18 protein-coding genes and 2 tRNA genes are annotated in these 21,245 nt (G+C 22.6%); 2 read left to right on the top strand and 18 right to left on the bottom strand.

Translation table 4 applies throughout. The features are described from left to right. Positions 1–82 precede the first annotated feature (82 nt). The 5 genes from ACXX87_RS01320 to ACXX87_RS01300 all read right to left on the bottom strand — a co-directional run bounded on the left by ACXX87_RS01320 (position 83) and on the right by ACXX87_RS01300 (position 5,479). On the bottom strand, positions 83–2,968 hold the full coding sequence (locus ACXX87_RS01320) for a lysylphosphatidylglycerol synthase domain-containing protein (RefSeq protein WP_458573121.1): 2,886 nt from the start codon (positions 2,966–2,968) through the stop codon (positions 83–85). 12 nt (positions 2,969–2,980) lie between these two features. After that, on the bottom strand, positions 2,981–3,577 hold the full coding sequence (gene scpB, locus ACXX87_RS01315; protein ID WP_436358474.1) for an SMC-Scp complex subunit ScpB: 597 nt from the start codon (positions 3,575–3,577) through the stop codon (positions 2,981–2,983). Then, positions 3,567–4,397, bottom strand: coding sequence for a segregation/condensation protein A (locus ACXX87_RS01310; RefSeq protein ID WP_458559603.1), 831 nt, complete (start codon positions 4,395–4,397; stop codon positions 3,567–3,569). The genes scpB and ACXX87_RS01310 overlap by 11 nt, the downstream gene beginning before the upstream one ends. Then, entirely contained in the window at positions 4,397–5,101 is a 705-nt protein-coding gene (locus ACXX87_RS01305; protein ID WP_436358476.1) for a lysophospholipid acyltransferase family protein, read from the bottom strand. Before ACXX87_RS01305 ends, ACXX87_RS01310 begins: the two co-directional genes overlap by 1 nt. 81 nt (positions 5,102–5,182) lie before the next feature. After that, a complete protein-coding gene (locus tag ACXX87_RS01300) occupies positions 5,183–5,479 on the bottom strand; it encodes a holo-ACP synthase (protein WP_436358477.1) in 297 nt (98 codons plus the stop codon). A gap of 102 nt (positions 5,480–5,581) precedes the next feature. On the opposite strand from ACXX87_RS01300, the gene recU reads away from it, so the two are divergent. Continuing rightward, positions 5,582–6,070 (top strand): Holliday junction resolvase RecU, encoded by a 489-nt coding sequence (gene recU, locus ACXX87_RS01295; RefSeq protein WP_436358478.1) that lies wholly within the window; start codon positions 5,582–5,584, stop codon positions 6,068–6,070. Here the strand turns inward: recU and ACXX87_RS01290 are convergent. The 13 genes from ACXX87_RS01290 to ACXX87_RS01230 all read right to left on the bottom strand — a co-directional run bounded on the left by ACXX87_RS01290 (position 6,063) and on the right by ACXX87_RS01230 (position 20,054). Further along, on the bottom strand, positions 6,063–6,347 hold the full coding sequence (locus ACXX87_RS01290) for an HU family DNA-binding protein (protein WP_436358479.1): 285 nt from the start codon (positions 6,345–6,347) through the stop codon (positions 6,063–6,065). The genes recU and ACXX87_RS01290 overlap by 8 nt on opposite strands. After that, the gene (gene der, locus ACXX87_RS01285; protein WP_436358480.1) at positions 6,347–7,654 is read right to left on the bottom strand and encodes a ribosome biogenesis GTPase Der; all 1,308 of its coding nucleotides are present in this window, start codon (positions 7,652–7,654) and stop codon (positions 6,347–6,349) included. The genes ACXX87_RS01290 and der overlap by 1 nt, the downstream gene beginning before the upstream one ends. Next, entirely contained in the window at positions 7,647–8,753 is a 1,107-nt protein-coding gene (cmk, locus tag ACXX87_RS01280; protein ID WP_458559601.1) for a (d)CMP kinase, read from the bottom strand. Before cmk ends, der begins: the two co-directional genes overlap by 8 nt. 39 nt (positions 8,754–8,792) lie before the next feature. Further along, complete coding sequence (locus ACXX87_RS01275) at positions 8,793–9,680, bottom strand: DnaA ATPase domain-containing protein (protein WP_436358482.1); 888 nt, start codon at positions 9,678–9,680, stop codon at positions 8,793–8,795. An 18-nt stretch (positions 9,681–9,698) separates the two neighbouring features. Continuing rightward, positions 9,699–10,619, bottom strand: coding sequence for a DnaD domain protein (locus ACXX87_RS01270; RefSeq protein ID WP_436358483.1), 921 nt, complete (start codon positions 10,617–10,619; stop codon positions 9,699–9,701). Between the two features lie 46 nt (positions 10,620–10,665). After that, positions 10,666–11,214 (bottom strand): dephospho-CoA kinase, encoded by a 549-nt coding sequence (gene coaE / locus ACXX87_RS01265; RefSeq protein ID WP_436358484.1) that lies wholly within the window; start codon positions 11,212–11,214, stop codon positions 10,666–10,668. Between the two features lies 1 nt (position 11,215). Beyond that, positions 11,216–12,079, bottom strand: coding sequence for a 5'-3' exonuclease (locus ACXX87_RS01260; RefSeq protein WP_436358485.1), 864 nt, complete (start codon positions 12,077–12,079; stop codon positions 11,216–11,218). Beyond that, a complete protein-coding gene (gene dnaE / locus ACXX87_RS01255) occupies positions 12,072–15,005 on the bottom strand; it encodes a DNA polymerase III subunit alpha (RefSeq protein WP_458561095.1) in 2,934 nt (977 codons plus the stop codon). Before dnaE ends, ACXX87_RS01260 begins: the two co-directional genes overlap by 8 nt. A 76-nt stretch (positions 15,006–15,081) precedes the next feature. After that, positions 15,082–15,158, bottom strand: a tRNA-Arg gene (locus tag ACXX87_RS01250). A gap of 4 nt (positions 15,159–15,162) precedes the next feature. Then, positions 15,163–15,237 (bottom strand) — tRNA-Cys (locus ACXX87_RS01245). Between the two features lie 92 nt (positions 15,238–15,329). Beyond that, the gene (locus ACXX87_RS01240) at positions 15,330–16,427 is read right to left on the bottom strand and encodes a hypothetical protein (protein ID WP_458559613.1); all 1,098 of its coding nucleotides are present in this window, start codon (positions 16,425–16,427) and stop codon (positions 15,330–15,332) included. Beyond that, positions 16,427–18,811: a hypothetical protein gene (locus ACXX87_RS01235; protein WP_458560322.1), complete on the bottom strand. Its 2,385-nt coding sequence runs from the start codon at positions 18,809–18,811 to the stop codon at positions 16,427–16,429. Before ACXX87_RS01235 ends, ACXX87_RS01240 begins: the two co-directional genes overlap by 1 nt. Before the next feature lie 451 nt (positions 18,812–19,262). Continuing rightward, complete coding sequence (locus tag ACXX87_RS01230) at positions 19,263–20,054, bottom strand: HAD-IIB family hydrolase (protein ID WP_436358487.1); 792 nt, start codon at positions 20,052–20,054, stop codon at positions 19,263–19,265. A 71-nt stretch (positions 20,055–20,125) separates the two neighbouring features. On the opposite strand from ACXX87_RS01230, the gene ACXX87_RS01225 reads away from it, so the two are divergent. Continuing rightward, a complete protein-coding gene (locus ACXX87_RS01225) occupies positions 20,126–21,124 on the top strand; it encodes a hypothetical protein (RefSeq protein WP_458559607.1) in 999 nt (332 codons plus the stop codon). Positions 21,125–21,245: the final 121 nt, after the last annotated feature.

Raw genomic sequence — 21,245 nt, 5'->3', positions numbered from 1 at the left:
TTAATTATCTAAATTTAGATAATGAAAACCCCATTGCTCCACAATGAGGTTTTTTTATTATTTTTGATTATTTTCTCTTTATTTAATGAAAAAATATAATAGATAAAATGGATATTGAAAAAACTATTCAAATAATTAAAGCATTTTTAAAATAAATTGTTTTTGTTTTTTTGTAGTTTTTAGATAAATTAGAATCAATACTAATAAGTGATTCAATGTTTTTGTATTTATCTACTCTTTTTTCTCCTAAATAAAGTGTTAATAACATTAATCCAGATAAAATATTAGGTACTAATCAGTAGAAAATTTTAAGTGAAAAACTAAATATTTTAAGATTGTTTTCTAAATCAACAACATTTTTGTCAACAAAAATATTTTTAAAAATTACTAATAATAATCAATCAGATGTCCCTATTCCACCAGGTGTTGGAGAAAGGTTATTGGCTGTATTTACAAGAGCACTTCCTGCTAAAAAATTTAAGAATCAATACATAAATTGAACTGGTGTATTATATACTTCAAGTATTTTAGGTTGAATTATTAAAGCAATAAAAATAGCGCCATTTAATACGAAATTTAAAATTTTATATAAAAATATACACTCTAAAAATAATTTAATATCTTTAAAGACATTTTTAATATTGTTTTTAAATTCAGAGAATTTATTTTCTAAAACTATTTTTTTTCTATCTAAATTACTAAAATAATATAAAGGATGAAGTTTATGAAAGAAAATGATAACTCTTATAATAAAGTGTTGAACTGGTTTAACAACTGAAATTAGTAGAATAATAAAAAACAGAACAATATTTAATAATATTCCTAAAATTAAAGAAATAAAAGTTATTATTTTTTTAGCATCTATATCAACTAAAAGAGTATCTCTATATAAATAAAAACCTAATGGAATAAAAATAAAAGAAGTTATTAAAATAGATATTTGTTGAAATAGTGATGATAAAGCAAATGCAGAAGCTAAATGTGATTTATTATACCCTTTTTTCTGTAAATATCAATATGAAGATAAATCACCACCAAAAGCAAAAGGAGTAATATTTTGAACAATAGTTCCTATAAAAATTGCTAAATATAAATGTTTGAACTTAACTTTAGTTCCTTGTTTTTTAAGTATTCTATAGAGCATAAACGTGCTAAATAGATAATAAAATAAAAAGGATAAACCAATTGCAATACTAAAAAATCTATTTAAATAATTATTTAAAAATATGTTGTAAAAAATAACAAATATTCCTAAAACTCCCTCAGCATCACTTTCTTTAGTTCTATAAATGGTTGAAAATAAAATTACAAAGATCACAAAGATTATTACTAAAAACGAAGCGAACTTAAAAATGTTTTTAATCTTACTATTTATGTTTGTTTCTTTTAATGAAATAGAAAAATCTATAATTTCTTTTTTGATTTCATCTTCTTTTTTAATTATTGAATTGATTTCTTGTTTGTGTATAAAGGTTGAAAAAGTAGAAAATTGTAGTAAATTTTGCACTTTATCAAAATAGAAATTAATAATAAATCCATTTTCTAAAGTTAGTTTTATAGAAATTGTTCTTTTTGAATAAAGATTTTCCTGCTTTTTAAGATCAAACTCTAAAATTTTATATTTAGAAATCATTTTTTCTCTTTTGATTTTTTTAACAAATTTTAAAAAGGAGTTAAAACTCATAGCTATAGTTTGATTAAATCTTGAAACATTAACATCAATTTCTTTTTTTATCTTTGTTAATGAATTGCAAATATCTTTTTTATTGTTTTTAAAATAATCAAAAACTTCTATATTAAATAAAATATCTGCTACATTTTCAAATCCAACTAAATCATTTTTGTTGCTAAAATCGATTTTATAAATTTTAATTCCATCATAAACAAAAACTAAGTTTTTAATCTTATTTTTGTTTTTAAACACAAAATCAGTTAAAGAAATTTCTTTTGGACTTTGTATAATATTAGTAATTCCTTTATCTCTTAAAAGTCTTTGAAAAATAGATAATTTATCATCTAAAATATGAAATTCAACATTATTTAAACCATTATTTTTATCACTAATATACTCAACAGTCAGTAAGTTAATATCATCTTGTGTTAATTCTATATATTTATTATTTAAATTTTTAACAAAGATATTTTTTGTTTGCTTTTGAATATTATTAAAAAATAGAATATCTTTTTTTTCTTTTTTTTCTTTTAATAATGTTTGTTTAATTTCTCTTTTTAAAGGAATTTCTTTACCATTTAAAAAGCCATTAAAATGTTTGATAGAAATATTTTTATATGGTAAAAATACAGATAAATCATCTTTTTTGTCAATAGAAATTAAATACTTATTATCAGAAAAAACGGTTTTGTTACTTTTGATAATTCTTTTATCTAAAAAAACAATACCTTCTTCTCTGTTTTGAACTTTATTAAAAGCTAAAGTATTAAATAATTCTAGTTTATTTAAAAATTGTTCTTCTTTTTTTGTTAAGTTATCTCAAGTTCTTTTTTTGAAAACAATTTTATAAAAATCATTTTCTTTTAAAAATAAAATGGAGTAATCATAACTTTGCTTAAAAATTTCGTTTAATGCAAAATCTTTAGTTAAATTATTTTCTGCATTTAAAACTGTTATTTTATTATTTTGATCACTTGATAAGATTTTAATAAAAATTTCTGCAAAAGCATAATTGATATCATCATGATCAAAATATATGAAAATTTTATGATTCTTATTTGATAACTTTTGAAGCATATTTTTAAATAAAGTAGCCTTTAGAAAAACACTATTTTCATTAATTTCTTCTTCAGAATTGCCTAATTTAGCTACGATTTCGGATGAAATTATATTTGCAGTTTTTAATTCATTTTCGGAAACAAAAAATTCTCCATCAGTTGCTAATGAATCCATTTTTTCTGTATTTTCTTCGTTTATATGATTAATTAAATGCTCGTTATTATTATCTATCGTCATTGTATCCTAAAATTATTTTTCTCTTTGTGAACCGAATAAATCAAAAGCTTCTTCTTCAACTTCCTCTATTTCATCGAATTCTCCAGATGGTTCTACAAATTGATCAAACTCGTGAAATTTTGGTAAATCTTGAAGAGATTTTAATTTAAAATAATCGTAAAATCTATTTGTAATTCCATATAAAGTTGGTTGTCCAACAGTTGGTGAAACACCCACCTCTTCTATTATTCCTTTCATTAATAAGGAAGCAACAATTGCATCTGAAGCAACTCCACGAATGTCACTAATCATCGATCTAGTTACTGGTTGTTTGTAAGCAACAATTGCTGCAGTTTCAATAGCTGCATTTGATAATTTGTGTCTTCTTGTAATTGTTACTAAATCAGAAATATATTCTTTAAATTCTTCTCTTGTAGCAAATTTAAAAACATCATTAAATTCAACTACAAAGATTCCACGTTCAAGTCTGTTAAAGTTATCTGCAAATCTTTTTAGCAAACTTCTTGCTTCATTAACTGTGTTTAACTTTAGAACTTGTTGTAATTGTTCAGAAGAAATCCCTTCTTCTCCTTGCATATAAATTAAAGCTTCAATTATTTTATTTTTCATAGTTTGGTCCTTTTTCTATTATTATTGTAGCAAATTGTTCTTCTTGTGTTAAGATAATTTCTTCTTTTCTACTCATATCTAATAATGCTATTAAAGTAATTACAAAGTGTTTTATGGAAGGTACTGAAAAGATCATTTCAAAAGTAACTTTTCCGTGTTTTGCAAATAACTCTCTTATCATTTTCATTTGATCGCCAGGAGTAACACTAACACTATCGATTTTAATTTGTCTTAATTTTTCAGCATGTAATCTTTCAAACATTAAAGTTAAAATTTGCGTTAATTTTGTTTTTGAAGAATTTCCATCCACTTGTGTTCTGTCAATAGGTCTAACAAATTCTTCCAAATCATTTGCTTTTTTAATAAAAATGTGAGATCTTTTTTCTTCTTGCTCTCTTAAAAGTTGAAAAATTGGTTTAAATTGTTGGTATTCAGCAAGTAATCTTAATAATTTTTCTTTATCTTCTTCAATTTCTTGTTTTATAACTTCATCTTTTTCTGCTAAAAGCATTTTTGCTTTTATTTGAATCAAAGTTGCTGCCATAACAAGATAATCAGTCGCTATTTCAAAGTGAGTATCCTTAATTCTATCAATAACTCTTAAATAGTCAGTAGCAAGTTCTGCTAAGTTTATTTCAAAAATATCTAAATTTTTCTCTTTTACTAAAGATAATAATAAATCTAATGGTCCACTAAAATTTTCAATATTTATATCAGCATCATTATTTTTTTCTGCTTCGATTTCTTTTTCAAGATTTTCTTCTATTTTATCTATATTTTCTTTAATTTTGTCTTTTAATTCATTCTCTAATTTTTCCATTATTTATCCTTTTTACTTCTTTTTTCTGGATCGCTAACAATATATTTACTTTCTATTATGTTTTTTACTCTTGCAGCTATTGCTTCATTTGATTGAGAACTAAAACTTAGTGGTTTTATTAAATTATGAAATATAACTTCTACCTTTAATTTTCCTTTTCTTTTGGAATCAAACATTAGTCCACTATAATTAATAGTTATAGGTAAAATTGGTAAAAACATTTTTTTAGCTATTTTAAAAGCTCCTGCTTTAAAATCTTGCATTTTACCATCTTTGCTTCTGGTTCCTTCTGGGAAAATTATTCCTATAGTTTTATTGGTTTTAACAAAATTTCCGAAATCATCTAAAGTTTTAAATGATTCTTTGATTTTAGAACGGTCAATAAAAAATGTATCAATTAAATTTAAAATACTTCTAGAAACTCAATTTTTAGTGAGTTCTTTTTTAGCAAGAAAGGTTAATATTCTTCTTGGATCTGTTTTTAACTCAATATCGGATTGCAAAGCACTAAATAAAATAAAAGAATCTCCATTAGACAAGTGGTTAGCAACAGCAATAAAATTTTTATTAGTTAAATTTTCTTTGCCCTTTACTTCAATTTCAACATTGTATAATTTTAAAATTTTTTCTGCATATTTTAAAATTAAATCGTTTCTAAATTGTGGTTTTAATTCAATTTTTCCTTTTTTATATTTTTTTGCCATTCTCCTAATTTTATTAAATCTATATAATCAAATAGGAGAAAACAGAATTTTTTTAAATTTTATATTCATAATAATATTCCTTTATTCTTTTTTAATTGCTACTGCAATAACTGTATCTTCATCATTTGAGGTTGATATTTCAAAATTTTGAAATTTATACTTTTTGTTTTCTTTATAAATATCAATTTGCTTAAAATTAAAATATTTATTATCTGCTTTAAAAATTGCTTCTTTAATTGCTCACCTTGTAGCTAAAAATTTTTCTTTATTTTCTGTTTTTATAAAAGAATTTCATTCATTTTCTGACAAAATTCTTTTTATAAAATTTTCTTTTTTTCCTTTAAATCTGGAAATTGAAATTATATCTACCCCAATCATATTTATAATTATACTTTTTTTTCGAAAAATAGGAAAAATATTGTATTTTTCTCATTTTTGTATTTTTTCTTACAAAAGTAGTAAAAAAAGGAAATAATAAGTATGCAAAACACTAAAAACAGAGGAATGATCTTAGAAAAAATAATTAATAATACTATTAAATTTTATTTAGAAAATAATATTGCAATTTTTCACAAAAAGAATTTAGATATTTCTTTTAAAAAAGTATCAAATAACAATGAGTTAGAAAATGCAATTATTTCTAAAAAAAGTACTGTTGATTATTATGGTATTTATAAAGGTTTTTTTATTTGTTTTGAAGCTAAAAGCACAAATGAAAATTACTTACCTAAACAAAACATAAAAGATCATCAATTAAAATATTTAAAAAACATTAATGCACATGGCGGTATTAGTTTCTTTATAATATTATTTAAACACTTAGAAAGATTTTTCCTTATTTCAGCAAATAAAATTGATCTAAATAGTGAACAATCAATAAATATTGATTTTTTATCAAAAGAAGGGATTGAAATAGATTTAATGTATCCAGGAATTATTGATTTTGCACCATTTATCGAATCTATTTAATATTATTTGATATAGATTCTTTAAAATGTTTTGCTGGTTTAAACTTTGGAATTTTTTTAGGTTCAACAATATATTTTTCTTTGGTTTTTCAATAAATTGTTTCTCTTGCTTTTTGAGTTGTTATACAAAAAGTTCCAAATTTTGGAATCAAAATTTCTTCTTCTTCATTTAATTTATCCATAACTAAATTAATAAAAGAGTCTAAAAATAAATCACAATGTCTTATGTTTAATTTAGTTCTTTGTGAAAGTTCAACTAAAATTTCTTTTCTTTTCATTATTTATTCTCACCTTTATTTTTTAAAATTAATTTAATTGGTGTTCCTTTAAAATTAAAATACTGTCTAAGTTGATTCTCAATATATCTTAAATAAGTAAAATGTGCATAATCTTTGTTATTAACAAAAAGTAAAAAAGTTGGAATAGGTCCTTCTACTTGTTTTATAAAGGAAATTTCCAGTCTTTTTCCTTTTAATGATGGAGCAGGTTGACTTATTTGAATTTCCATTAACACTTCATTTAAAAGACTTGCTTGAATTTTTCTTTGTAAATTTTCTTTTACATGAAGAATTTCTTCTTTTAATTTTTCTAATCTATTCTTGTATAAAGCAGAAATAAATACAACAGAAGCTCAATCTAAAAATTTATAATTTTTTCTAAGTTTTTTTTCAAAATTTACCATAGTATTTGTTTCTTTTTCAACCAAATCCCATTTATTTACAACAATAATTATTGGTTTATTTTCTTCAAATGCATAACCAGCAAGTCTTGAATCAAAATGACTTAATTCTTGTGTTGCATCAATTATAATTAAAGATAAATTGCTTTCTGATAAGGAATTCATAGCTCTCATTAAGGCGTAATGATCAACCGATTCAACTAATTTAGATTTTCTTGTTATTCCAGCTGTATCAATAATTTCAAATTCTTGATTATCAATAGTTAAAAAAGAAGATATAGAATCCCTTGTAGTACCAGCTATCGGAGAAACAATAGATCTATTTTCATTAAGAAGAGAATTTAGCAATGATGATTTACCAGCATTTGGTTTACCTATTATTGAAAGTTTAAATTTATCCGATTTTTCTGTATTTTCGAAATTTAAATGAGCAACTACTTCATCTAATAAATCTCCTATACCTTCACTATGCATAGCTGAAAGTGGAAAATATTTTTCAAAACCAAGTTTATAAATTGAATAATCAAATTCTTTGTTTCCTTCTAATTTATTACATGCAACAAGGATTTTTTTTCCACTTTTTCTAAGTAAATTTACTACGAAAAAATCGTCTTTATCTACTTCATTTCTTCCATCAAGCATCAAAATAATTAAATCAGCTTCTTCAATAGCTATTTGTGCTTGAATTCTTATTTGCTCTTGAAAAATTCTTTCTTCAACTTCTATTCCACCTGTGTCTATTATTTTAAATTTCTTTCCTGTTCATTCAACTTCTTCATAAAGTCTATCTCTAGTTACACCAGGTTGATCATGAACTATTGATACACGTTTTCCTATTAATTTGTTAAAAAAAGTTGATTTACCAACATTAGGTTTTCCTACAATTGCAACTATGTTCTTACTCATTTTTCATCCTTTGCTCAACTAATTTTGAAATTTCTTCCACTACTTCTTCAAGAGTCAATTTAGAAGAATCAATTAAAATAGCATCTTCTGTTTTGTGTAAAGGATCATTTTCTCTATTCATATCTTGAAAATCACGATCTTCAATCTCTTTTTTGAGTTTTTCAAAATCTGTTTCAAATCCCATTTCTTTATTTTGTTTCATTCTTCTTAATGCTCGAACTTCTGCAGAAGCTCATAAAAATATTTTTAACTCAGCATTAGGTAAAATAACAAATGTTGTATCTCTTCCATCCATTATTACCCCTTTTTCCTTACTTGAATAATCTTGTAAAAATTTTACTATTTGCTTTCTTATTTCTTTATATCTGGCAATATTACTTGCTCCTCATGAAATAACATCTTGTCTTAAATCATTAGAATTAATTAGCTTATTTTCTAAATATAAATTACCTTTCTGATCTAAATGCAATTTGTCTATATTTCAATTTTCTAATACAAATTTTTCATTTGATATTTGAGAAAAATTATTTTCTCCTAATTTATTTAAAAAATACAAAGAAATTGCTCTATAAAATGATCCAGAATTAATAAATTTTAAGTCATATTTTTTAGCAAGGAGTTCAGAAACACTGGATTTACCAACTCCTGAAGGTCCATCGATAGCTATATTTATTTTTTTCATTTCTATCCTTTCATTTTCGATATTAATTGACTCAACATGTTGAATCTCTTCATCAAAAATATGTGAATCTATATTTATGTTTTCTACAAATGTAATTCTTTCCTTTTTTTCATTTAAAAAAGCATTTAACTCATTTATTTTATTATTTAAAAAATTAAAATTTAAACTTATATTTTTGTCATCTTCTAAATTACTATTTGCTTTTTTTTCTCTATCTAAATTTTCTAAAATTAAAAAATCATCTATTTTTAATGTGCTTTTTTTATTAAAATTTTCTACTATTTTTTTAATTTTATAATAATTTTTCTTAAGTTTTACATCTTTTTCTAAAAGAGCAAAATAAAAAAAAGAGTATCCATTAATAGAATCTCTATATTTTTTTCATTTTTGTCTTCTATTTTCTTTATTTTCATTCATAATTTTAATTAAATTATAAATGAAAATAAGAATATTTTTTTATTTATTTCTTAAATTTTTTCCAAAAATTTTATACTCTTCAGTAAGTCCTTTAATTCTTTCTATAAATCTTGTAACTTTAAATTCTTCATCTTCTTTTTTGTTGTTGTCCACAAAAGAATCTAAATAAATTTTTTTGAGTTCCAATAAAGAATAATTAGAACTAAAAAAAGTTATTTTTGAATTTTCTAAACGATAATTTAAAATTTCGTATAAAACTGAATCTCTGAATCACATTGATTTTTTTTCTAAACCAAAATCATCTAAAAATAATTTATCTACTTTTTTCAATTTTTCTAAAATTTCATTTAAATTTAATGTTTTGGAAGTTATTTTATTATTTAAATAAGTTTGAAAAATAGGAATATTTAAAAAAATTATAGAATTATTTTTTTTAGCAAAATGCACTGATGTAGCTTGTAAAAATTTTGTTTTTCCCACTCCCATATCGCCATAAAAATAAAAGCCATGCTCTAAATTTTTATATTTTTCTATGACTTTTAAAAATCTTGAGTTAATTTTTGTATCTTTTTGTTGATTTTGTTTTAAAAGAGTTTTTAAGTCTAAATCAACATCAAAACTAAAAATTTCTGTTAATCAAAAATTTTGTTTATATTTCTCTTTTTTTCTTTTCTCAGATAAAATAAATACTTTTTTCAAAGTTCCTGTTTCAGTTCTTACGATTGAAACTTCAAAATTTTCATTTTTTTCTAAAACTTGAATAAATAAATCTAAATTTTTTTCAATTTCTTGATCCAAAATTGAATATTGTTCAATTATTTCAGATGTTTTACTATTTCTTTTTATTTCTTGAATTATTAGTTGTTTCTTTTTATCAATTATTTCTTTTTCTTGTTCACTAGAAAAGATATCTAAATTTAATTTCATTTTATACCATTCTCTTTTCTATAAAAAATCTAATATTTTTTCTAATTCATTTTCTGAAACTTCTTTTTCTTTATTTTTAAATGAATTATTAGAACCATTAGTTTCTTCTTCATCTAAATCTAAAATATTAGTTTGGGAACTCTTTTTAAAAGAAAGGGCATCTTCTAACTCATTTTTAATATCCTTTGCTTCAGTTATTTCTTTTTTTAGTAAATCAGATATTATGGTAATAAAATACTTTCTATTTATTTTACCATTAACTTCATAACAAAAACTTAACACTTCATTAATAGATTCTTGACTCATATGAACTAAAAATTTATCAATTTCTTTTACTAAAGAAGGTTTTACAGATTTTTTAGTTAAAAAATTTAAATATCTTTCAGTATTAAAAGTTTCTTTAGCAGTTGAATTGTCATTAACCTTAGTTAATTCAATTTCTACTGTATTAGATATTTTTTGTTCATCGATTTTGAAAACTTCTAAAAAGCTTGTACTAATATCTTCATAATCATCTGTATTAGTTAATTTAACTTCAAATTTATTTATTAATTTTTCTAATTTTTTTTGTCCTATTTTTTTCTCTATTTCATTTAAAAATAATTTATTTTTTAAAATAGTCTCAACTTCTAAAGGTTTTTTTAGTAAAAAAATGTATTCATCTAAGTCTTCTGAATAGTAGGTTCTAATTAAACCAACAGCTTCTAAAAATTGTTTGCTTTTTTTGAATTTATCTTCTTTCATATTTAATTCAATAATAAATTCTTCAATTTCAAAAAATAGAGAACTTAAAGATAAGTTTGCTTTAACTTTATTATGTAAAAAACTAAACAAAAATACAGCTTTTGCCCCAATAATAGGTAAGTAAAAATTCTCTATGATTTCCATATCATAATCTGTTATTCTTTTTTCTAATTCTAATTTATATTTGCTTTTCATTTTACTCCCTAAAATTTTGTTTTTTTATTTAAGTGAAATTATTTTATTATAGTATTTTTAAAGTTGTAAAAAAATCTTCAAAAAAGTTTTCTTTTTCTATATCTTCTCACGAAATATTAACAACTTTTTTGCCTATTTTTCCATTATTTAGGAAATTATTTAATTCAGAAATTTTTTTATTCACACCTTTTTTTTCAATATTTTTTTGCCTTTTTTCTTCGGTTGTTTGAATATTTAAAATTTGTGAAAAAAAACGAAGAAAATTTGCGTTTTTCGTAAATAAATTTGGTATTTCAACAAAATCATATTTATACTTGCTTAAATGTTCTTCAAGCACCGGATAAACTAATTGTTCTAATTTATTTATATTGCCTTTGTCATTAAGAATAAAGTTTCTAATTTCTTCTTTATTTACTTCATCATTTTTAATAAAATTTATTCCTAATTTTTCTTTAATTATAGAAACGCAAACTCCGTTTTTTGCATAGCATTCTTTATAAAAATCATCGGTGTATAAAACTTTATAACCGTATTTTTCTATTTTTTTTAAAAAGGTTGTTTTTCCAGAACCATATTTTCCAATAACTGCTATCATCTTAAAAATTGTCTATTTTCTTTTCTAAATTTTTTAATTCTAAATATTCTAAAATATTTGCTAATTCTTTTGTTCTTCTAAATTTAAAAGTTGTACTTTCTATTGTGTGTTTAGTTGTTGCTTGGTCGTTTAATTTTACAATTTCTCTATATAAATAAACATTTTCTTTATCTGCAAGTAATTTTTCTTTTAAAGAATCTGAAACTTCTTCAATTCTTCTATAAATATTGTCAATATTACTAAATTTATTTAATAGTTTTTTAGCAGTTTTTTCTCCTATACCTTCAACACCTTTGATATTATCAGATTGATCGCCAGCAAGTGCTTTAAAATCAATAACTTGTCTTGGATCCATTTCTTCATAAATATAAAAGTTTTTTCTTGTTTTTAGTGTATATTCTTCTCTTCTTTTGTTTAATACTGATACATGGTCATCTACCAATTGCAATAAATCTTTATCTTCTGAAAATACTATAATTTCATTTTCATTTTCTGAAAATCTTTTTGCTAAGGTAGCAATTAAATCATCTGCTTCAAAAGTTGGAATGTTTTCAAAAACTATATTCATTTCAGTTAATATTTTTTTAATTCAATCAAATTGAATTCAAAGTTCTTCTGGTGCTTGTTTTCTGCCATCTTTATAATCAGCAAGCATTTCGTGTCTTTTTGTTTTTTGAGCAGAATCAAAAGCTAGATATAAACAATCTGGATCAATGTAATCAATTACATTTAATAAAGTGTAAAAGAAAGCGTTGATTGCTGATGTTGGAACACCATCTTTATTATTTAAATTGTTGTAAATTGTTCCATAAAATGACTTAAAAAGTAGTAAATTGGCATCCACTAATAATATTTTTTTATTCATATAACTCCTTTATAATAGATGAAATTTTAAAATCATGATTTTCTTTTTTTAGTATTTCAAATTCATAATAATGATTAATTTTTAGTTCTTTAATTTTTTCTCATTCTCTTCAAAAAATTAATATTTCAATTATTTTTGAACTATCTTTAAGAGTAATTTTACCCATTTCATTATTGTTTTTATCATGGAAAGAAGATTTGGAAACTACTTTTAAAACTAAAATGTGCTTAGTTCCTTTGTGGATATCTGCAAGTTTGATTTTTCCTTCAAATTTACTTGCTTTTTCCTTTGTAAAAGTCATTCCAAGATAAGACAACTCTTTATTTTGAATTAATTCTATTTTAGCATTATCTAGTTCTATTTTTATATCATTTTGTAAAAATTCATTTTTTGTTTTTTCATAAATTTCTTCATTTAAAGAAAAATCATCACCTTGTTTTTCTACGATTATATCTATATATAAAGAAATTTGGTTATATTTTTCTTCAAGTTCAAAGATATTTCCAAATTCTCTTAAAGTATTTGAAAAAATTAAAGTTTTGATAATTGAATCAGTAATTTTATTCATTTTCATTTTTAAACAAAAATCAAAAAATGAAGTGAATTGACCTTTAGATCTTATTTCAATAATTTTTTGTGTTGCAATAATACCAAGACCTTTAATCATAATAAAAGGTAAAATTAATTTATTTTCAACTATAACACAACTATTTAAAGAACTATTTATTTCTGGAGATTCGATTTCAAATTTTAAATTTTGAGCTTCTAAAACATATTTTTTAATTGTTTCATGAGAACCACTTGCATTATTAATTAAAGCAGCATAAAAATATTGAGTATATTTACTTTTTAAATATGCCATTTTATATGCTAAAACAGCATAAGCTACTGCATGAGCTTTGTTAAACCCATATTCTGCAAATTTTTCTATTTGAGAAAAAACTTTTTCAACAGTTTCTAAGGAATAATTATTTGAAAGTGCTCCAGAATAAAATTTTTCTTTTAACTCTTCCATATAATGAATATCTTTTTTAGAAATTGCTCTTCTTAAAATGTCTGCATCAGCAAAATCCATTTTAGCAACAGTTTGAGCTATTTGCATAATTTGCTCTTGGTATATGATAATTCCATATGTGCTTTTTAAAATTTGGTCAAAATCATTAGAGATAATTGGAATTTCTTCTAAACCTTTTTTTCTTTTAGCATAAGTATCAATATTTTTTATTGGTCCTGGTCTAAAAAGAGAGATTATAGCAGCAACATCATCAATGGAAGTGACGGAAATTTTTTTCAAAGTTTCTTTCATTCCTGGTGATTCCAGTTGAAAAACACCGTTTGTTTGTGCTTTTGAAAGTAATAAATTAGTATTTAAGTCATATGTTGGAATATTTTCAATTTTGATTTGCAATCCTGTTTTTGCCTTTACAAGTTCAATCACATCTTGAATAACGCTTAAGTTTTTTAAACCTAATAAATCAATTTTTAATAATCCAAATTTTTCAAGATACTCCATAGGAAATTGAGTTTCTAAAAAATTATTATCTGTATATAAAGTTGGAACTACTGTTTCAATTTCTTTGTCACTAATAACAACTCCAGCAGCATGTGTTCCATGTTGTCGTGGAAGTCCTTCTATTTCTTTAGCTATTTCAAAAACTTCTAAATATAAAGGATTTGAGTTAATTTTTGCTTTGAATTTAGGTATTTTTTCATATGCTTGTTTTAATGAAAAATCATTTGGAATTAATTTGGAAATTTCATTAACTTCTGAAACAGAAATTTTTTTAACTCTCGCAACATCTCTAAATGCCATTTTAGCTCCAAGAGTTTGGAAAGTTGTAATTAGTGCTACATTTTTTTTGCCATATTTATTAATTAAATAATGAATTAATTCTTCTCTTCTTGTATCTTGAATATCTATATCTATATCTGGCATTGTTACTCTTTTTGGATTTAAAAATCTTTCAAAATATAAGTCATATTTCAGCGGATTTATTTCTGTTATGTCTAAAATATATGAAATAAGGGATCCTGATACTGAACCTCTTCCTGGTCCAATAAAAATATTCTCTTCTTTTGCTCACTTAATTAAATCTCAAATGATTAAAAAATAATCTGAAAAACCGAGTTCATTAATAATTTCTAACTCTTTTTTTATTCTTGGTAAACTATCAGCAAATTTTTTTAATTCATCACTTTTAGCATTAGCTTTTTCTTTAATAATATCCATTAAATATTCTTTAGAATCTAAATTTTTATCATTTTTAAATTTAGGTAAAGGATTTAGTTGTGTTGGAAAAATTATATTAATATCATCTATAATTTTTTCTATATTTTTATTGTTTTTTTCATTTATTTCATCCTGCTCACACAAAGCAAAGAAATCATTTTTTATTTCTTTATTATTAATTGAAAAAAGTGTAGATAAAACATCTCTATCTTTTTCTAAAAATAGGCGATTTTCCTTTATAAAAACAGTTTTTTCATCATTTATTTCCTTACTATTTTTGTAGAAGTTAACGATATTTGGAACTTCTTTATTTGTTGCATAAAAACCATAATCAAAATGGTCAATAACTATCAAATTTTCATCATCTAAATCAGAAATAAAAATCTCTTTTTTTGCAAAAAATTCAGAACTTAATTTACTTAATTTTAAGTAACCTTTATAATTTTTAGCAAAAATTAAAAATCTATATTTTTCTACATCTAAATCTATTCCAATTATGGGTTTTAAATTATTTTTTTGACACTCATCAATTAATTTTGCTACTCCAAACATATTATTTCTATCACAAATAGATGCATAAGAAAAATTATTTTCTTTAGCAAAATAAATAAGTTTATCTATTGTAATTGTTGATTCCAAAAAAGAATATTCAGTAATATTATGTAATTTATAATTATATTTTATTTTCATTTCCATAATTTAATTATATAGAAAAACAAATAAGAAAAAAGGAAACTTTTTAAAAATTTCCTTTATGGTCAATAAGGTGATTTGGCGCGCCCGAGAGGAGTCGAACCCCTAACCTTTTGGGCCGTAACCAAACACTCTGTCCAGTTGAGCTACGGGCGCAATTTGGAGGCACCAACCGGATTCGAACCGGTAATCAGGGTGTTGCAGACCCATGCCTTGGCCGTTTGGCTATGGTGCCTTGTATAATTACGTATTTAATTATACAACAAATTTATCTATTTAAATGATTTTAGTATTTTCTAAAAATAAAAAAAATCATTTTGAAAAGAATTAGCCTGTTCTTTTTTCATTTTTTCCTTCAGTAGATATAATCTTAAGCGGTCTAGAAAGTATAAAATGAATAGAATCTTTTTTAATATATTCTCTTTTTTCATCTGTTTTTACATCATAATCTTGTATTTTTCTTTCTCTAGAAAAAGTTAAATCATAATCATAAAAATTTTCTGAATCTTGATTTGCAATTGTTTCAACATTTTCTCTTGCATTTAAATCATTTTCAATGTTATATCAGTCATTTAAATAATTTCGAGATGTAAAACCTAAATTTTCTGTTGTAAATACGTTTATTATAGGCAATGAAGAATTAAACTTATCAATTTCTTTTTGTGAAATACCCGGTATGAATTTTTCTATTTTAGGTTTTGGAATAGAAAATCATTTATAATTTTCATTATCTTCGTATTCAGAAAAACCAAAATTAGATAATAAATTTATTTTAGAAAAATAATTATTTTTATATTCTTTAGGTAAATAAAGTTCGTTGTTAAAAGCAAATCTTCCTTCAATATTTACATTTGGAATTGATAATAATTCTTCCATAATAGAATTATCAATCGAAAAAACTTCATTATAATCTTTATCGCTTTGAGAAAAATTAAATTTAAATTTATATTTGCTTTCTTTTACTAAATAAACATCTTTTCCATTCTTATATTTTATTTTTTTGTTTGGCACAAATTTGTCAATAACGTCCTTATAAACTTGAAATTTAAATCTAAAATCAAATAATCACTTATAAAAAAATTCAGTTTTTTCTTGTTTAAAATATATAAAAATATTTTCGTTATTAAATTTTTCTAATTTTACATATTCATAAGTAGGCTTAAATTCTAATAATTTATCAATATTGATTATTTCATAGTAATCTTGATTATTGAAATCAAATTCTTCAAAATCATCAAATACATAATTATCACTTCCCACGTATTTTTCTTTATATTTATTAAAAAGTTCTTCATATTTTTGTTGTCTTGGCGTTTTTGGAAAATTTGGTTCTTTTGATTTTTCTTCATGATTACAACTTACTACCAAATTTACAGAAGCAAAAGCTAGGATTGCTGCACTAGTTAATAATATTTTCTTTTTCATTATTTAGTCCCTTCTATTTTTTTAGCTCTATATTTTATGTAATCTCTTAGATATGACATCATTCCTTCTTGAGAATCAAAGAATAATTCTTGATTATTTAAATCTATGGTTCACAAATTATAATAGTTAGATTTTATTTCAATAGATTTGTTATCTTCTACATAAAATCTTCTTTCTGCTACAGGAAGAATTAATTTTCCAAGAATTAATCTGTAGTTCAATTGGAAAATTTTAGGATCATTAAATTCAAATAATTCTTCTCTAAAAGGTTGCCCTCTAGAAATAAGGGTGCTTTTTAATCCTGGGATATAATATCTTTCTTTTGGTTTCATTCTTTTTAAAAGATATTCTTCTAAATTCGATTCTTCAGTTTGATTAGCTAATTCTGTAATATTGGTATATCTTGAATTATAATTGTAGATTTTTTTCTCTGCATCATCTATTGAAATAAAGTTTTTTAAAATTCCTATTTTGGTATTTTCTAAAAATAAAAATTCTTTGTTTTTTCAAAAGTATTGATTAAAATTTTTTAAAATATTAAGCAATTTTTCATCTTTTTTAGTTTTGTTATTTTCATAATAATCTAATCAAATGTTTCTTAATTGATTTAATCCATTTATAGTAGAATCAGTTTTATTTATATATTTTATTTTTTGATTATTAAATGGATTTTTTATTAATTTTTGATGATTAATAATTGTATAATCATTTTTTTCAATATTTTCAAATAATGATATATTATTTTGATTTTTATAAACAAATTTATCATTTAAAGAAAAGAATTTGCTTTTCATAAATATTTTATATTTTTTATTATTTATGTCTTTAATACTATTAATTATTTTACTTTTCATTAAAATATTAAAATTATTTATCTTTTCTTTAGTTTTTTTCACTCCAGTTTTAGAAATTAAATTGTTTATATTATAAAATACAGAATCATAATTAGATGTTAAATTATTACGTTTTTCTTCAATACTTTTAATTAATATTTTTTTCATATTTAAATCTAAAACTAAATCATTGTTAAATTCTTTATATTTTTCTTTTAATTGAGAATTATTTTTCAACATTTTCTCTAATGTTGAAATCATTTGCTGTTTTAAAATTTTTACATTTAGATTTTTAATTCTATTTTCAAAAACTCTTTTTAATTTATTTGTATCTAATTTTAAGTTAACTTCTATATTAAAATTATTTCATGCTTGTGCTGAATCATAAGAATCTAAAATACTTACTGGTGCTTTAGAAAAACCAAAATATCTTACAATTGCTTGTTCATCTAGTTTTCATTTGGTTTTTGTTTTTATATTCATATTATTTATTGATAAAAAGTTTTTATCTTTGAGTCTAAGTGTAACATCTCCAACTTTATTTACAAAAAAATTATATTTCTGTTCTAAATCCGTTGTAAAATAATCATTAGAATTTTTCATTGTTTCTAAAACATTTTCTACATTATATTTATCTATATAATTTTGACTAACATTTTTTTCTAAAGTAAGACCATTTTCATCATTTTGAATAATAGATCAATTGCTTTCATTATCATTAATTGAAACTTCAAAACCACTATTTGTTTTGTTTTTATCACCTTTTGTTTCAACTAATTTAAATTGTAGTTTAAAGACTTTTTCGTTTTTCATATCAAATAAATCATCAATAAAATTATTCATAACATTTTCTAAATAATTTTCTAAATCAGTATTGTCTCTATGATAAATATAGTCATTTCCATTTAGTGTAATTCCTTGTTTTTCCTGATTAATTTTTACATTTTCTAAATCATCTTTATGACGTATAATTACATTTTCTTTTGCTAAAATATCTCTCAATTTATCTATATCATCCTGTATAAATGGATTGATTTTTAAATCATATTCTGGTTGATTTACTTCTTTAACTTTAAATTCATAAAACGGATTGTAAGTTAAATTTTCTTTAATTGCTTCAACTATGCTTAACTGCGCTTCTTCTTGAGTATCAAAAGGATTGTTGAAACTATCAAAGTATTTTTTAACTATTCTGTTTTCAGAAATATATGAATCAATTGCAAGTCTTTGATTATCAACGTAATTTCCAAAAATATCTCTGTATGCAGGTTTTATTTTTTCTCGATCATATTTATAAAGTTTTTCTGGTTCAAGAAAAACTTGACCATATTGATTATTTGTATCTTTAAGACCAATTGCACTTGTAAATCTTCTGTTTCCTATTTTTAACAATTCATTTAAAATTTCTTGATGATTTCTAAATGATTTAGGCACACCATTTATTTCTATTACATATAAATGTCCTGTTTCTGAATCACCAAAAGCAGAAACAGAAATCACTGGTAAAGCAACATAAGTTGCTGCTGTTAAACTAAATATTATTTTTTTCATTATTTACTCCTTTTTACTCAATAAAATATATTTGTAATGTAGTTAATATTATTTCGAAATTTTACAAAATATCATTTTAGTTTTATTTTTAAAAACTTGTTATTAATAAAATTTCACTATCATAATTACCATTATTTTGTCTTCTTTTAAAATAGTATTTCTGATAAAACTGCTATTTTTGATACTAAATAAAAACTTTTAAATTTCATTTTAAATAGAATATTATTTAACATTTTATTTTTATTGTAAATTTTAATCAAATTTTTGATAACCACTTTACTCATATATTTAAATTATATCATTTTATTTAAAAAAATTCATAATTATTCAAAAAAATAATCAAAATTTTTCAATTTTTTAATAAATTAGATTTTGATTTAAGAAAAATACGGAATATTCTTTTTTTAGGATTCCGTATTTTTTTATTATGTTTTGACTAATATTTATTTTTTTATTTAAATGATTTTAGTATTTTTGATACTCCGCCGTTCTGTTTTCTCGGTCCTACGACATCCGCAATTTCTTGCAACCTTTTAGAACCACTTTTCATTGCTACTAAAGTACCTACAATATTTTTTGTTGTAGAATCGTTCATAGAATCGCCAATGTGCATTGATTCTTTTAAATCAATATTTAAAAATTCTGCTATGGTTTTTGCTGCTTCTCCTTTTGAACAATCATGTCTTGTAATTTCAATTGCGTAATTTTTACCCACAATTCTTGCGTCTATTTGGTTATGAAATTTAGTTGTTAAATCATTAAATAAATTTTTAATTTTCTTTTTTGAATGTCCTATTACAAGAATTTTATTTAATTCTTTGATTTCAAACTCTTCATAGTCTTTATGACTAAAGTGAGAAAATAAAGAATATATTTTGTTTCAAAAACCACGTCCATAAACTATTGATCCAGGATTTGCAACAAAAGTAAGTTTTTGATTAATTACTTCATCCAAAATTTGTTTAATTACTTCTTGAGAAATTTTATAGTTTTGAATTTCCTTAAAATTTTTGTCAAGTATAATGGAACCGTTTTGACATACTATAAATTTAGCATTAACTGATTTAGCTATTTTTTCTACTTCATGATTAAAGGTTCTACCTGTTGAAATAACAACAGGATATTGTTTTGAATATTCTAAAACAGCATCTTTATTTTTTTCACTCATTTTAGCTCAAACACCTATACCTTTATCTAAAAGTGTTCCATCTAAATCTAAAAATAATAATTTTGGAAATTTCATAGGTTAATTATACTTGTTTAATTAAAAAATATGCTAAAATTTATAATTAATTTTAATGTAGAAAGGAAAATATGTTCCCATATAAAGCTGAGTCTTTTAATGGAAATATTGATTTAGCAATTTTTGTTAATCTATTAATATATATATCAATATTATTAATAGTACCAATTACAATGGTTTTACTAATTGCTAAATTAAAACCAACTATTAAAAGAAGTTCAAATATTTACTTATATGCCCTAAGTGCAGGAATGCTAATTATTATAGGAACAGTAGGATTTTTAAGAGAAGGTTTTGATACCATCGAACACAAAATTCATCATCAAGATGAATTGAAAGATTTTCTAAGTAAAAGTGTTTATAATGAACAATTATTGACTTTAGCAATAATTGGTTCAGGAGCAATTATTGGAATTGGTACTATTTTTATTGTTAGATATATTTTTGTGCGTTTTTTTGGTGTTTCTGATGTTCACAAAGACCATAATGAACATGGTCATAGCGACCACATTATAAACTTTAGTGATATCGATAATCCTAAATCTGCTTGATTAGCTATATTATTGCTTTTATCACATAGAACAATTGATGGATTTATTTTAGGAGCTACAGTTTCAAGAATAAGTGTAGGTGAAGATATTAATGTAGGTTTAATTGTTACATTTAACATTCACATTGTAATTGAAATTTTGATTGTTTATTATAGACAAGTACAATATGGTCAAACAGTTAAAAAAGCAGTTATTTATAACTTATTAACTACTCTTTTATTAATTCCTATTATGACTATAGGTGCATTTATAAATAGACATTTGCAAACAATTTGATGATTACTACCAATAATTAATGCTTCTGGTGGTTCTATCCTAACTTTTGTTGTTGTAATAGAACTTGTTCCAGAGTTCATTCACTTAAGAAATGGTTCAAAAAAAGAATGATATTGATCATTAATATTCTTTGCTATTGGAATTATAGGAACTTTAATGATGCTTTCTTTCCACTCTCACGAAGCAACACATGTAGAAGAAGTGGTAGAAAATCATGCATTCATTAAATTACTTTTAAAATAAGAAATATTTCAATCTATTAAGATTGATTTTTTTTATTAGTTTCCCAGTTTGGTTAATTAAAAAACCGTTTATGCCTGTTTTATGGGGCAAAACGGTTTTTATTTATCTGATTTAATTACAT

The organism is Mycoplasma sp. 613B (assembly GCF_054343485.1).
Note: the sequence above shows the minus strand (reverse complement) of the source record. Positions and strands in the feature narration are given on the sequence as shown.